Source organism: Streptomyces sp. NPDC001700 (genome assembly GCF_053596435.1).
The window spans coordinates 36931-50829 of the sequence record NZ_JBSFGE010000006.1 but is presented as its reverse complement, the minus strand read 5'-3'; the positions used below and the strand labels follow the sequence as shown (position 1 = coordinate 50829).

General features: G+C 73.8%; 12 protein-coding genes. All 12 read left to right on the top strand.

The genetic code is table 11. The features are described from left to right. Position 1 precedes the first annotated feature (1 nt). The 12 genes from ACWC5C_RS13730 to ACWC5C_RS13675 are packed head-to-tail and all read left to right on the top strand — an operon-like array spanning position 2 to position 13892. A complete protein-coding gene (locus ACWC5C_RS13730; protein WP_450875601.1) occupies positions 2-2266 on the top strand; it encodes a phage tail sheath family protein in 2265 nt (754 codons plus the stop codon). Positions 2267-2297: 31 nt separating this feature from the next. Further along, positions 2298-2753 (top strand): phage tail protein, encoded by a 456-nt coding sequence (locus ACWC5C_RS13725; protein ID WP_385443756.1) that lies wholly within the window; start codon positions 2298-2300, stop codon positions 2751-2753. A gap of 1 nt (position 2754) precedes the next feature. Then, positions 2755-4248, top strand: a complete 1494-nt coding sequence (locus ACWC5C_RS13720) for a phage tail sheath family protein (RefSeq protein WP_450875600.1) — start codon at positions 2755-2757, stop codon at positions 4246-4248. Beyond that, on the top strand, positions 4245-4763 hold the full coding sequence (locus ACWC5C_RS13715; RefSeq protein ID WP_385443752.1) for a phage tail protein: 519 nt from the start codon (positions 4245-4247) through the stop codon (positions 4761-4763). The genes ACWC5C_RS13720 and ACWC5C_RS13715 overlap by 4 nt, the downstream gene beginning before the upstream one ends. Next, entirely contained in the window at positions 4760-4954 is a 195-nt protein-coding gene (locus ACWC5C_RS13710; protein ID WP_450875599.1) for a putative phage tail protein, read from the top strand. The genes ACWC5C_RS13715 and ACWC5C_RS13710 overlap by 4 nt, the downstream gene beginning before the upstream one ends. Beyond that, on the top strand, positions 4951-5622 hold the full coding sequence (locus tag ACWC5C_RS13705) for a CIS tube protein (RefSeq protein WP_385443748.1): 672 nt from the start codon (positions 4951-4953) through the stop codon (positions 5620-5622). Before ACWC5C_RS13710 ends, ACWC5C_RS13705 begins: the two co-directional genes overlap by 4 nt. Before the next feature lie 10 nt (positions 5623-5632). Then, positions 5633-6814 carry a phage late control D family protein gene (locus ACWC5C_RS13700; protein WP_450875598.1) on the top strand — a complete coding sequence of 394 codons (1182 nt, stop codon included), beginning with the start codon at positions 5633-5635 and terminating at the stop codon, positions 6812-6814. Positions 6815-6816: 2 nt separating this feature from the next. Next, positions 6817-7512 (top strand): phage baseplate assembly protein V, encoded by a 696-nt coding sequence (locus ACWC5C_RS13695; protein WP_450875597.1) that lies wholly within the window; start codon positions 6817-6819, stop codon positions 7510-7512. Beyond that, positions 7509-7940, top strand: coding sequence for a GPW/gp25 family protein (locus ACWC5C_RS13690; protein ID WP_450875596.1), 432 nt, complete (start codon positions 7509-7511; stop codon positions 7938-7940). The genes ACWC5C_RS13695 and ACWC5C_RS13690 overlap by 4 nt, the downstream gene beginning before the upstream one ends. Further along, on the top strand, positions 7937-9883 hold the full coding sequence (locus ACWC5C_RS13685) for a putative baseplate assembly protein (protein ID WP_450875595.1): 1947 nt from the start codon (positions 7937-7939) through the stop codon (positions 9881-9883). The genes ACWC5C_RS13690 and ACWC5C_RS13685 overlap by 4 nt, the downstream gene beginning before the upstream one ends. Continuing rightward, positions 9880-11937, top strand: coding sequence for a putative baseplate assembly protein (locus ACWC5C_RS13680; protein WP_450875594.1), 2058 nt, complete (start codon positions 9880-9882; stop codon positions 11935-11937). Before ACWC5C_RS13685 ends, ACWC5C_RS13680 begins: the two co-directional genes overlap by 4 nt. Further along, positions 11934-13892, top strand: coding sequence for a phage tail protein (locus ACWC5C_RS13675; RefSeq protein ID WP_450875593.1), 1959 nt, complete (start codon positions 11934-11936; stop codon positions 13890-13892). The genes ACWC5C_RS13680 and ACWC5C_RS13675 overlap by 4 nt, the downstream gene beginning before the upstream one ends. Positions 13893-13899 lie beyond the last annotated feature (7 nt).

Here is a 13899-nt window from a genome sequence, read left to right as displayed (position 1 = left end):
CATGGCGGAGTATCTGAGCCCCGGGGTCTACATCGAGGAGATCGATGCGGGCCCACGGCCGATCGCGGGGGTGAGCACCAGTACGGCCGGTATGGCCGGGGTCACCGTGCGCGGCCCGTACAGCGGCAAGCCCAAGCTGGTCACCAACTTCCTGGAGTTCCAGAACACGTTCGGCGGCTTCGTCCCCGAGCCCGACCCGCTCATCCGGGACACCTGGGCGGGTGATCCGGCCGAAGGCGGCCGCTGGTGGCTGTTCCCGCTGGCGGTCAAGGGCTTCTTCGACAACGGCGGCCAGCGCCTGTACATCAAGCGCGTCGCCAGCAGGCAGGCGACACCGGCCTCGGGCGTCCTGGGCCACGGCCTGGTGTCCCCGGTCGCCGGTGACGCCGCCAAGGGCGCCACCCGCCTGGAACTCGGCCACCTCATCGGGTTCACCGGCGTCGGGCAGCAGATCCAGATCTTCCGTGGCGACGACCAGCAGGCGATCCACACCGCCGGTGTCGCCGCCTACGACGCGACCGCCCGCCGGATCGAACTGGACGCGGCGCTGCCCGCGGAGGTCAGGACGACCCGCGGCGACTATGTGCAGATCGGGACGCGCGACACGGAAGAGACACTGGAGTTCAGCGCCGTCAGCCCCGGCTCGTGGGGCGGCGCCGTCCAGGTGCGGATCCAGCCGATGGCCTCGGCCGCGCTGCCGGTGCTGCCGGAGCCGCAGGAGGGCGCGCTGTTCGTCACGCAGCTGGCCGCCGACGCCGCCGCGGACAGCGAGACGGTCGAGGTCGCCGCGCGCACCGGACTCGACCCCGACGACCTTCCCGCCGAGGTGTGGGTGCAGATCGGCTCCGGCCGGTTCAAGGTCCAGGTCAGCCAGCCCGCCGACGGGAAGGTGACGCTGACCCTGCCGTCCGGCACCTCCCATGCGGCGTGGCGGCGCGGGCTGCTGGTGCGCCGGGTGCGCCGGGGCAACACCTCGGCGGGCCCGACGCTGCGGGTCGGCGGGGCGAGCAGGCTGTACGAGGGCGCCGTCGTCCAGCTCGACGACGGCACCAACCTGACCGTCCGCACGGTCGAGTCGGTCGCCGCGGACGTCGTCACCCTCGACGGGAACGTGCCCGGGACGCTGTTCGAAACCGACCGACTGCATCTGGTCGAGGCGCGGGTCGACGCCCGGTTCACCGACCCTTCGGGGGCGGTGGTGACGGAGTCGTACCCGGGCCTGCGGCTCACCGGCGACGCGCCGTCGAACCTGGTGACCACCCTGGCCGGACGCTCCCAGCTGGTGCGCGCGACCGCGCTGTCCGGCCTGTCCACCGACCCGGCGAAGTTCCCCGTGCCCGCGGTCGGCTCCTGGCTCACCCTGGCGGACGGCGACGACGCCTACGGAACCCTGAGCGTGGCCGACTTCGTCGGCGAGGACGGCGGCAGCGGCAAGCGCACCGGGATCGCCTCGCTGGAGGACATCGACGAGGTGGCCGTGTGCGCGGTGCCCGGGGTCTGGTCCGGGACCGTCGAATCGGCCCTGGTCACCCACTGCGAACTGCTGCGGGACCGGTTCGCGATCCTCGATCCGCAGGACGGCCTGGACACCGAGGGCATCCAGGCGTTCCGCGAGCCGTTCGACACCAAGTACGCGGCGCTCTACCACCCCTGGCTGGTCACCCGCGACCCGTCGACGGGCCGCGACACCGAGGTGCCGCCGTCGGGCCACATGGCCGGGATCTACGCCCGCACGGACGTCGAGCGCGGAGTGCACAAGGCACCGGCGAACGCGGTCATCCGCGGCATCCGGCTGACCGACGGCATCGCCCAGGACGTCACCAAGCGCCATCAGGACCTGCTCAACCCCAAGGGCATCAACGCGCTGCGGTTCTTCCCCGGAATGGGCCACCGGGTGTGGGGCGCGCGCACGCTCTCCTCGGACAGCTCGTGGAAGTACGTCAGCGTCCGGCGGCTCTTCCTCTACCTGGAGGAGTCCATCGACGAGGGCACCCAGTGGGTGGTGTTCGAGCCCAACGACGAGGCGCTGTGGGCCCTGGTCCGGCAGACGGTCACCAACTTCCTGACCACCGTCTGGCGCAGCGGCGCGCTCGCGGGCACCACCGCCGACGAGGCGTTCTTCGTCGCCTGCGACCGCACCACTATGACCGAGGACGACCTGGCCAACGGCCGCCTCATCTGCGTCATCGGCGTCGCGCCGGTCTTCCCGGCGGAGTTCGTCATCTTCCGGATCCAGCAGAAGACCCGCGAGTCCCAGCTCGCCTGAGCGCCCGACCGAGGACTGAGGAGAGGCCACCATGCCGCCCGTCACCAGGGACGATCCCTACGCGTCATATAACTTCCAGATCATCGTGACCAACGTCAGCGACGACGGGGTCGCGGTGAGCGGGTCCTTCACCGAGGTGAGCGGTCTTGAGCTGGAGATCCCGCCGATCGAGTACCGCACCGGGAGCGAGGACATCACCGTCCGCAAGATCCCGGGGCTGAAGAAGTTCACCAACCTCACCTTCAAGCGCGGCGTCACCGGCCACGTCGGCTTCTGGAACTGGATCGTCGAAGCGCTCAACGGCAAGGTACGGCGCACCTCCGGATCGATCGTGCTGCTGGACGAGAACCGCCAGGAGGCCATGCGCTGGAACTTCGACCGGGGCTGGCCGACCAAGTACACCGGTCCGACGCTCAGCGCCACCAAGAACGAGATCGCCATGGAGACCCTCGTCCTGGCGGTCGAGAAGCTGGAGATCGACGCCTGACATGACCGGCGAAGCGCTTCCCGGCGTATCCCTGACGTCCGCGCCCCGTGACCCGGGCACGGAGCCGCTGCGCACGGACGTGGCGGCGTTCCTGGGCCGGCTCCGCCGGGGCCCGGTCGGCACTCCCGTGCGCGTGGAGAGCTGGAACGACGTCGTGGCCGCCTTCGGACCGCCGGAGGGCGCCTTCGCCACCCCGTACGCCCTGCGCGGCTTCTTCGAGAACGGCGGCCGCACCGCCTGGGTCATCCGCGTGTCCGGGCCCGCGACCACGGCCCGGACACCGTGGGAGGCCGGACCCTTGCGCGGGCTGGCCGCCACCGGCTTCCAGGTGGTGGCCACCAGCCCCGGCGCGTGGGCCAACGGCGCGCGCGTCGCCATCCGTTACCAGGCCAGCACGGTCGCCGGACCGCCCACCGTGGGCGTACGGGTCATGCTGCCCGGCGAGCCGCCCGAGACCTTCCCCGGGCTGCCGCTCGGGGAAGTGGCCGACCGGCTGGCCGCGTCCCGTTACATCCGGCTGCTCCCGGACGGCCCGCCACCACCGGCGGGACCGCCCGGCCCGATCACCGCGTCCTGGGACCTCACCCTCACCGGCGGCACCGACGCGGCGCCCGCCCGCGACGCGTACACCGGCGCCCTGACCGTACAGGCCGAGCTGCCGGAACCGGCGCTGGTGGCGCTGCCGGACCTCGGCACCGATCTGTCCGGCACCGCCCACACCGATGTGGTGCTCGAACTGCTGCGCGGCATCGAGCCGTTGCACGACCGCCTCGCCGTCCTGGACGTACCGCCCCGGCTGTCCTCCGTGGACGAGGCGGCGGGCTGGGTCGGCGCCCTGGCGGCCACCGGCGACAGCGGGCTCCTCGGCTGCGCCGCCGTCTACCACCCGCCGCTGCGCGTCCCCGACGGACACGAGCTGCGGACCGTGCCGTCCTCCGGACACGTCCTCGGCGTCATCGCCCGCCTCGACGGCGAGCGCGGCGCCCACCACACGCCCGCGAACGCCGTGATCCTGGAGGCGGTCGACCTCGCGGCCGAGTACCCGGAACCGCAGCAGGTCCGGCTGTTCGACGCCGGGATCGACCTGATCCGCTGCACCCGGGGGCGGGGGCTGATGGTGTGGGGCGGGCGCACCCTGTCCGCCGATCCGCGCACCCGCTACATCGCCCACCGCAGGCTGGTGCACCTGCTGGTGCGGGCCATCCGGCGGGCGGCGGGCCCGCTGGTGTTCGACGTCAACTCGCCCGAGCTGCGGCTGACGCTCGTGCGGGCGCTGACCTCCGTACTCCTGGCGGCCTTCCGCGCCGGGGCGCTCGCCGGTGACCGGCCCGAGCAGGCGTTCCGGGTGCTGTGCGACGACACCAACAACCCGCCCGAGCAGGACCCGGGGCAGCTGGTCTGCGAGATCGAGGTCGCCCCGGCCGTCCCCATGGAGTTCATCCGGCTCCGTCTCGTACTCGGCCAGGACCGAGACCTGGAGGTAATCGAGGCATGACCCTGGACCCCCTGCCCAAATACCGCTTCCTGGTCACCCTCGACCCCGGCGACGCCTATCTGCCGCCCGCGCAGGCACTGCTGCTGCCACTGGCCGCGTCCGGCGCGTTCCAGGAGGTCACCGGGCTCGGCGCGCAGCTGGAGGTGACCAGCTATCCGGAGGGCGGCCGCAACGACTCGGTCCACCAGCTACCGCTGCGCCACTCCTGGAACCGGATCACGCTCAAGCGCGGCGTGGTCCGCGACCCCGGGCTGTGGTCCTGGTACCAGGCAGGGCTCGCCGATTCGCTGGGCGCCCGCCGCGACGGCGCGGTCATCGTGCTGGGCCCGGACGGGGTGCCCGGCGCGGCATGGGCCTTCCACGGCGGGCTCGCCGCCAAGTGGAGCGGCCCGGACCTGCACGCGGAGCAGAACGCGATCGCCGTCGAGTCGCTGGAAATCGCCCACGAGGGGCTGACGAAGGTCCTGCAGGACGCCGCGGCGAACGCCCTGTCTCGCCTGAGCCCGGGGAGGTGACCGGCGTGCCGAAGGTGACCATCCACCACCTGGAGGTCCGGTTCCAGGTCGACGGCGACGACGGCGCCGTCTTCACCCGCCTGTTCAACAAGCACATCCAGGCCTGGGCGAAGCTCTACGAGGACCAGTGCGCCCGCGCCGAGCACACCAGGGCCGAACGCCGCTTCGGCGACGAGGAGGTGCCGCAATGAGCGTGACGCCCGTGTCCTTCGCGAGCCAGGGCGCCGCCCGGGCCCGGCTGGAGATCGTCCGCCCGGTGATCGCCGACGAGCGGAAACGGCGGATCCCGCTGCGCTTCAACCCCACCGACTACAAGCTCAGCAAGAGCAACACGTTCGCCGAGATCACCATCCCCGGCCTGGAGACCCCGCCCCTGCAGTACGTGCGCGGCGGCACCGAAACCCTCACCGTCCAGGCCCTGGTGGACACCTCCGACACCCTGGAGAACGTACGCACCGCCTACGTCAACGCGCTGCGCGACCTGCTGCGCCCCGACAGCCGCGAACACGCGCCACCGGTCGTCCGCTTCGTCTGGGACGAGGAGGTCTTCACCGGCGTGGTGGAGAAACTCGACGTCAACTACCAGCTGTTCCGGCCGGACGGGGTGCCGCTGCGCGCCATGCTGGACCTCTCGCTCAAGGAGTTCCGTACCGCCGCCGTCCAGGTCGCCGAGACCCCGCGCTCCTCGCCCACGGTCGAGAAGAGCTATGTGGTGCGCCGAGGCGACACGCTCAGCTCCATCTCCGCCGCGCTGTACCGGCGGCCCGACGCCTGGCGGGAGCTGGCGCGCGCGAATGGCATCAGCGACCCGCGCGACCTGCGGCCGGGCCGGGTGCTGACCGTGCCCCGGCTGCCGTGAAGGGGGCCCGATGAGCACCCCGGCACCCGAGGTCGCGTCGCCCGACCGGTACGCGCCCGAGTTCGATGTGCGCATCGAGGGCCTGGAGGTGGACCCGTCCACCAAGAACGACATCATCGACATCAAGGTGAACCGGGACATCGATGAGATGTCCGGGTTCGACCTGACCCTGAACAACTGGGACGACGCCAACCTGCGGTTCAAGCACAGCGATTCGCCGAGCTTCCGGCTCGGCGGCCGGGTCTCGGTCCGGCTCGGCTACGCCGACAAGCTGCTCACCGTCGCCACCGGGACCATCTCCACGCTCAGCCCCAAGTTCACCGACGCCGCCTCGCCCACCGTGCAGGTCAGCGGCGTGGACGGGCTGCTGCGGCTGAAGGACCGCAAGCCCACCGAGAACGAGACCAAGACCTACCGCAATCTGCCCGACTGGCGCATCGCCGAGCAGATCGCCCAGCGCAACCACCTGCGCATCGAGGTCACCCGGGAGGGACCCACCCACGACCTGGTGGTGCAGAAGAACCAGGACGACGCCACGTTCCTGCTGGAGCGGGCCAAGCGGCTGGACTTCGACTGCTACATCCTGCCGGATGCGAAGACCGGCGAGGACACGCTGTACTTCATCAAGCCGACCGACGGCCGCGACGGCCGCCCGATCCGGCTGTACCGGCTGGCGTACGCGCCGGGGCTGAGCACCGGCCCCACCGGCCAGCCCGCCGGGCTGATCCCCAACCTCATCGAGTTCACCCCGACGCTGACGGTGTCCCAGCAGGTCAGCAAGGTCACCGTGCGCGGCTGGGACCCCCGCACCAAGCAGGCCATCGCCTTCACCGCCACCGCCGAGAACCTTCCCGCCGGGCAGAACACGGCCGATGGGCAGAGCGGCCCGCAGGTCGCCGAGTCCACCCTGCAGGGCCGCCAGGAGGTCATGGTCGACGCGCCGGTCGGCAGCGACCAGGAGGCCCGCGAACTGGCGATCAGCCTGCTGCGCGAGCGGGCGTACGAGTTCATCACCGCCACCGGCAAGGTGGCCGGACTGCCCGAGCTGCGCCCCGGCGACAACCTGGAGATCTACGGCCTGGGCCGCCGCTTCTCCGGCACGTACTTCGTCAAACGGGTGGAGCACACGCTCAACTCCAGTGGTTTCTTCACCCAGTTCACCGGACGGCGCATCCATCAGGGGGACCAGTGACCATGAGGGGCACGCCACGCGCACGCTCCACCGACAAGCGCTACTACGGCGTGGTCGAGGCGCTCGTCGTGGAGAACGAGGGCGACGACGAGGGCCAGGTCAAGCTGAAGTTCCCGTGGTTCGACGACACCACCGTCACCGACTGGGTCCGGGTCAGCCAGCTGTACGCGGGAAACGGCTACGGCTCGGTGTTCGTGCCCGAGAAGGGCGACGAGGTGCTCGTCGCCTTCGTTCACGGCGACATGCGCTACCCGATTGTCCTGGGTGGCCTCTACAACGGCGCGGACAAGCCGCCGACCGCCCGCACCGACGGCCGCGACCAGAAGACCATCCGGACCAAGCACGGCCACCAGGTGCTTCTGGACGACACCGAGTCCCAGGCCGCCGTACGCATCACCTCCGCCGCCGGACACGTGGTGGAGCTGGACGACCAGGGCAAGGCGATCAAGATCACCGCGGCCGAGGGCGGCAGCGTCACCGTCACAGCCCAGGGCGACATCACCCTCAAGGCGCCCAAGGTGACCGTCGATTCGCCCTCCATCGACCTCGGCGGCGGCGCCACCGAACCCCTCGTCCTCGGCAACGCGCTGCTCCAGGCGTTCAACACCCACACCCACCCCTCCGCCGCCGGGCCGACCGGCCCGCCGACGCCGCCACTCACCCCGGCCGTGCTGGCCAAGAAGGCGAGGACGGCATGAGCGAGGAATTCCTCGGCACCGGGTGGCGGTTCCCGATCCTGCCCGACGCGTCCGGGCGGCTCGGCTACGCCACCGGCGAGGAGAGCATCGAGCACTGTCTGCGGGCGCTGCTGCTCACCGGCACCGGCGAGCGCGTCATGCGGCCCGAACTGGGCACCCGTGCCCACGAGTTGCTGTTCGCGCCGGGCAGTGTGCAGAACCTGCGCGACCTGGAGCACTCGATCGCCGCCGCCGTCCGCGACCACGAGCCGCGCGTGGACCTGGAAGAGGTCCGCGCCGAGGCCGATCCCACCGACGAATCGCGGATCACCGTCTCCGTCGTCTACCGCATCCGGCGCAGCAACACCAAGGCGAACCTGGTGTTCCCGTTCTACACCGGGCTGACCGACCTCACGGGCTCCACCGGCCTCACCGGGGGGACGTCATGACCCTGCCCGCGCCCAAGCTGGACGACCTCACCTGGGCCGACATGATGGCGGCCATCCGCCGCCGCATCCCCGCCGAGTCCGACGGCACCTGGACCCTGCACGCGCCCGTCGACCCCGGCGTCACCCTCCTCGAACTCTTCGCCTACCTCCTCGAACAGCGGCTGTACTGGCTCGACCAGGTGCCGGACGCGCTCGTCGTCGCCATACTGCGTCTCCTCGGCCTCGAACCCCCGCGCCCCGCCCGCCCCGCCGCCACCGTGCTGCGCCTGACCGCCCGGCAGGAGGACACCGACGTACCCGTCGTCCCCGCCGGGACCGCGCTGACCCGCGACCCCACCGGCCGGATCGTCTTCACCCTCGACGACGAGGTGGCCGTCCTGCCGCTCGCCGAGGGCGGCGAGATCACCGTGTGGACCGACCGCGACCGCACCGCGGACCTGCGGGCCCGGCGCGGCATCGCCCTGCTCGCGAGCGACGGCGCCCCGGCCGAGGCCCGGTTCACCCTCCCGCTCACCGGGGCGCACTCCGCGCCCGGCCCGATCGGCCTGCTGGTCGAGCTGGACGCGCCCGCCGCGTCCGTACCGTCGTGGCTGCCCGGCGCGGCCGACGGGGTGCCGCCGCCCGCCGAGCTGACCTGGTCCTGGTTCCGGCCGGGCACGGACATCACCGGCGCCTTCGAGAAGGTCGAGGACGGCACGGCCGGGCTCCGCCGCTCCGGCGTCGTGCGGCTGCACCCCCCGGCCGACTGGACCACCCAGGACAGCGGGCTGCTGCTGTCGACCCCGGCCGCCACCTACGCGGCCCCGCCCCGGCTCCTCCAGCTCGCCGTCAACGTGTCCGCCGCACACCACCGCACCCACCGCACCGCGAGCGGCGCCGACCTCCAGGAGCAGACCGCCGCCTGGCTCCGGCTGCCCGGACAGCATCTGATCCTGCCGGACGCCGCCGACCGCCTCCTGGAGGCCACGCTGAGCCTGGCGGGCCAGGAGTGGCAGCCGGTCCCGGACTTCACCTTCGGCGCACCGGCCGACCGGACCTTCGTGCTCGACCGCGCCGAAGGCGCCCTGGTGTTCGGCGACGGGCTCACCGGGCGCATCCCCCGCCCCGACCCGGACGTGCGGGTCGCGTACGTCACCGGCGGCGGCCGGGACGGCAACGGCGGCATGACCGGCAACTGGCTCCCGGCCGAGGACACCCCGGCCGCGGGTGCGGTATCGGCCGCCAACCTCGTACGGGCCGAAGGCGGCGCGGACCCGGAGACGATTCCCCAGGCCCGCCAGCGCGCGGCCGCCTCCCTCGGCGAGGTGACCCGTGCCGTCACCGCCGACGACTTCGTCACCCTCGCCCGTACGACCCCGGGCGTCGCCGTCGCCCGCGCCTACCCGGCCCTCGGCAGCCACCCCGGCTTCCCGTGCGCCACGGTGCCCGGCGCGGTGACCGTCCACATCGTCCCCGCCGCACCCCGGGACGACCTCGGCCGCGAGGACTTCGTGGCCGCGCCCGTACCCGACCCGGGCATGCTGCGCGCGGTCGCCGCCCGCCTGGAAGCGGCGCGGCTGCTCACCTCCGAGATCTTCGTCCGCGCGCCCCGCTACCGCGATGTCGCCCTGCGCGTCGACCTGTCCGGCGACCCGGCCGACCGCACCCGCGTGTCCGCCGTGGTCACCGCGGCGCTGCGCCGCTTCCTCGACCCGCTGGCGGGCGGCGACGACCAGGACGGCTGGCCCTTCGGACAGCCACTGCGGCCCTCGGCCCTGCTGCGCGCCGCGCAACGGGCGCTGGGCGACCTCGCCGACATCGCCGCCGTCGCGATCGGCCTCGACGGAGCCGACGCGGCCGAGACATGCGACGAAGTGCCACTCGGCGCGGGGGAGTTGCCCGTCCTGCGCACGGTCCGCACCCGGATCGTGCCCGCCGTCGAACCGGGGGAGGGGCTGACATGACCGGCGACGTGTGGTGGGAGCGGGACGCCCGCGAAGAGGAGCGGGCGGACGGGCGGACCGTGCCAGGACCCGGACCGACCGGCGTCCAGCCCGAACTGGTCGACGCGACCCGCGAGGCGGTCCGTACCGCCGTACGCGGCCGCATCGCGGGCTACACCCCGGACTGGACCGACCCCGACCGGCAGGACGCCGGGGTCGCGCTCGTCCGCCTCTTCGGCACCCTCGCCGAACCCGTACTCGGCCGCGTCAACCGGCTGCCGGAGAAGGTGCTCGCCGAGCACCTGGCCACGGCGGGCGTACGGCGGCGCCCGCCCGGCGCGGCGGCCGCGCTCCTGGAGTTCACCGTCAACCCGCCCGACGGCTCCTCCGTGCTCGTCCCCGCCGGGTTCCAGAGCGCCGCCTCCACCCCGGCCGGGCAGGTCGTCTACGAGACGGACCAGGACCTCTACGCCACCCCGGCGACCCTCGGCGCCCTCGCCGTCCAGGAGTCCGGACGGCTGGAGACCCTGCCGCTGGGGCCGTCCGGGCCCAGCCGCCCCTTCGCGCCCTTCGGCCGGGACCCGGAACCCGGCAACGGGCTGTGGATCGGACTCGCCGGACCGGCCGGACCCTATCCGCGGCTCTCGCTGGGCTTCGTGGTCGTCGCCGCGCCGCCCGCACCCGCGGCCTCCGGCGGGCTCGTACCCCTGCCGCTGCCGCCCGCGCCGCTGCTGCGCTGGGACGTCCTGGACGGCACCCGGCTCGTCCCCGCCGAGGTGCTGCGGGACTCCACGACCGGGCTCAGCGCGAATGGCACCGTCGAGCTGAGGGTGCCGCGCTCATGGCAGCCGGGCAGCCCGCCCGGCACCCGGCCCCGGCCCCTGCTGCGCTGGCTGCGGCTGCGCATCGCCCACGGCGCCTTCCCCGGAGCCGCGCCCGTGCTGTCCGGGCTGCGGCTCAACGTGGTCACCGCCACCGCCGCCCGCACCATCCGCGACGAACCGCTGCAGCCCGTCCAGGACGCCGCGGCGACCGGGCGGCGGCGCATGAAGCTCAGCCAGGTGCCCATCCTCGCCGGGTCGGTGGTCATCGAGGTGGACGACGACACGGGCGGCGACGTGTTCGGCACCAGCGCCGGAACCTCCAGCCGGTGGCGCGAGGTGGAGAGCCTGGCCGGATACGGCGCCGACGACCGGGTGTTCACCGTGGACCACGACACCGGCGAGGTGACCTTCGGGGACGGCGTCAACGGCGCGGCCGTCCCGCCCGGCTTCCGCAACGTCCGCGCCGTGCGCTACCGCGTGGGCGGCGGCAGCGCGGGGGCCGTACGGGCGGGAGCCGTGAGCGGGGTGGTGACCGCGCTGCCGTTCGTCACCGGCGTGGCCAACCCCTTCCCGGCCTCCGGAGGAACCGACGCCGAACCCGACGCCGACGCCATGCGCCGAGGCGTCGGCGAACTGCGGGCCCGTGGCCGGGCCGTGGCCCCCGCCGACTACGGACAGCTCGCCCTCCGCGCGCCCGGCGCCTCGGTGGCCCGCGCCCGGGGCGTGCCCGGACTGCACCCCGACTTCGCGGGGGCGCCGATCCCCGGCGTCGTCGGAGTCCTCGTCGTACCGCCCGTACCGCCGGACGGCGTCACCGGCGATCCGCCCGTCCCCACCGCCGCGACCCTGCGGGCCGTGGCCGACTTCCTCTCGCGTGAGGCCGCCCCAGCCGGGGTCACCGTGGTGGCCGCCCCCGCGCCGTACCGCCGCGTCGGCGTGGAGTCCTGGGTCACGCTCGACCCGGACCTCGACCGGGCCGCCGTCCTCGCCCGGGCGGGCGACGCGGTACGCACCTATCTGGACCCGCTGCGCGGCGGGGAGGACGGCGCGGGCTGGCCGTTCGGCGGCGCGCTGCGGCATACGGCGCTGGTCCGGGCGCTCCTCGCGGTCGACGGGGTGCTGGCCGTCACCCGGCTCTCGCTGACCGTCGACGGCATGCGCCTGCCGCCCTGCACCGACCACGCTCTCCCGCCCCACACCCTCGTCTGGCCGGAGCGCCCGCTGCTGATCCCGGTAGGAGACCAGCCATGACGTGCACCCCCCACCCCGCGACGTTCCGGCTGCTCGACGCCTACACGGGCTGGGACGAGCAGGAGACGCACGGCACGGTCGGTTTTGACGACCCGTCCGGCCTCCGCCTCGCCTACGGCGGCAGCGTGCCGGAAGGCCCCACCCGCGGCCAACTGCTGCCGTGGTTCCCCGACCCCCGCCTCGCGCCCGGGTGCGGGCCGTGCGCCTGGTACCTCCTCGTCCCGGGCGAGCGGCGGTTGCTGCGCCGCGACGCGTGCGGCGCCTTCACCCCCGTCTGGCCGCCCGGCTGCGACCCCGGCCTGCTGCGCGCCCCGGTCTCGGTCGCCGCGCGCGGACACCGGCTGACCGTGGTGGACTCCGGCCGCGTCCTGGTGTGGCGCCGCGAGGGCGCGCAGCTCGCCGGGGTGATCCGCGCCGAGCGGGCCCGCTGGGCCGCCCCGGCCCCCGGCGACGAGATACTGGTGGCCTGTCAGGGCAGCACGGCCCTGCTGCGGTACGACCAGGCGGGCCGCTTCCGCGGGGTGCTCCGCACCGGAGCGCGCGGCGAGGTCGTCGGCCTGCGCACCGGACCCGAACGCAGCGTGTGGCTGCTCACCGACGACGGCGGACGGCTCACGATCCACCGGGGCGGCCACCGAGGCCCCTTCCGTACCGTCACCGTCGAAGAACTGGCCGCCGCGCTGCCGCCGTCCTCGCTCACCTCGGCCGGTGACGACGGGTTCTGCCTGCACGAGCAGGGGCCGGACGGCCCGGCCGCCACCTGCCACACCTGGCAGGGCCTGCCCCGGGACCCTGGGCCGTCCGCCACCGACGCGTACGAGACCAGCGGGTCGTACGTCACCACCCTGATCGACAGCGGGATCTCGCGGTGCCGCTGGCACCGCGTCCGCGTGGACGCCGACGTGCCCGACGGGACGACGGTCGCCGTGGCGATCGTGGTGAGCGAGGACGGGCGGTACGAGGACAGCGACTGGCAGACCTCTGCCCCGGGCATCACCGACTTCCTCGTCGACCAGCCGCCCGGCCGCTTCCTGCGGTTGCGGCTCCGGCTTCTCGGCGACGGCGCCACGACTCCGGTCGTACGCCGGATCCGCCTCGACTTCCCCCGGGCCACCAGCGCCGATCTACTGCCGCCCGCCTTCCGTCAGGACCCCGCGGCCGACGACTTCACCGAACGCTTCCTGTCGCTGTTCGACGCCACGCTTTCCCAGCTCGACCGGGTCATCGAGCGGTATCCGTCCCTCCTGGACCCCGCCGGGGTCCCCGACCGGGTGCTGCCGTGGCTGGCCGGGCTGCTGGGCCTGTCGTTCGAGGCGGGCTGGGACGCCCGCACCCGGCGCGCGCTGCTGGCCGCCGCCCCGGAGCTGTACCGGCGCCGGGGCACACCGTGGGCGCTGCGGGAGGCGGTGCGCATCGTGTTCGGCGTGACCCCGGTCATCGACGAGCTGGCGACGGACCGCCGCTGGGCCCACTTGCGCGCGGCCATCGAAGGAGCGGGACAGGGGCCGGGGCGGGACCAAGGGCTGGGCGCCATAAGGCTGTTCGGTCGGTCGGCGAGCCGGTTCCGGGTCGGCGGCTCGGCACTGGGCGCGGCGCCGCTGCGCGCGTTCGGCGCCCCCGACACCGACCCGTTCACCGCGCACGCCCACCGGTTCCGGGTGGCCCTGCCCGCCGGATCGGCGGACGGGACGGCGCTCGCGCGGCTGGTGGAGCGACAGGCGCCCGCGCACACGGTGGGGTCGGTACGGACCGGCGGCGCGGGGTTCGTGGTCGGGTCGCGGTCCACGGTCGGCGTGGACACCGCGTTCGTCCCGCTGCCCGCGCCCGTACTGGGCGGCGCGCGCCCCCTGCGGCTCGGCCGCGACGGGGTGCTGAGGCCGGGACCAAGAGGATTGCGCCGAGGGGTGGGCGTGGGAGCCGTCTCCGCCGTCGGTGTGCACACACAGGTGTCGTGAGAGGACG

What these genes read in the sequence shown, in the direction of transcription:
- ACWC5C_RS13730 (WP_450875601.1), top strand. Translation starts at nt 2, where the DNA reads ATGGCGGAGTATCTGAGCCCCGGGGTCTACATCGAGGAGATCGATGCG.
- ACWC5C_RS13725 (WP_385443756.1), top strand. Translation starts at nt 2,298, where the DNA reads ATGCCGCCCGTCACCAGGGACGATCCCTACGCGTCATATAACTTCCAG.
- ACWC5C_RS13720 (WP_450875600.1), top strand. Translation starts at nt 2,755, where the DNA reads ATGACCGGCGAAGCGCTTCCCGGCGTATCCCTGACGTCCGCGCCCCGT.
- ACWC5C_RS13715 (WP_385443752.1), top strand. Translation starts at nt 4,245, where the DNA reads ATGACCCTGGACCCCCTGCCCAAATACCGCTTCCTGGTCACCCTCGAC.
- ACWC5C_RS13705 (WP_385443748.1), top strand. Translation starts at nt 4,951, where the DNA reads ATGAGCGTGACGCCCGTGTCCTTCGCGAGCCAGGGCGCCGCCCGGGCC.
- ACWC5C_RS13700 (WP_450875598.1), top strand. Translation starts at nt 5,633, where the DNA reads ATGAGCACCCCGGCACCCGAGGTCGCGTCGCCCGACCGGTACGCGCCC.
- ACWC5C_RS13695 (WP_450875597.1), top strand. Translation starts at nt 6,817, where the DNA reads ATGAGGGGCACGCCACGCGCACGCTCCACCGACAAGCGCTACTACGGC.
- ACWC5C_RS13690 (WP_450875596.1), top strand. Translation starts at nt 7,509, where the DNA reads ATGAGCGAGGAATTCCTCGGCACCGGGTGGCGGTTCCCGATCCTGCCC.
- ACWC5C_RS13685 (WP_450875595.1), top strand. Translation starts at nt 7,937, where the DNA reads ATGACCCTGCCCGCGCCCAAGCTGGACGACCTCACCTGGGCCGACATG.
- ACWC5C_RS13680 (WP_450875594.1), top strand. Translation starts at nt 9,880, where the DNA reads ATGACCGGCGACGTGTGGTGGGAGCGGGACGCCCGCGAAGAGGAGCGG.
- ACWC5C_RS13675 (WP_450875593.1), top strand. Translation starts at nt 11,934, where the DNA reads ATGACGTGCACCCCCCACCCCGCGACGTTCCGGCTGCTCGACGCCTAC.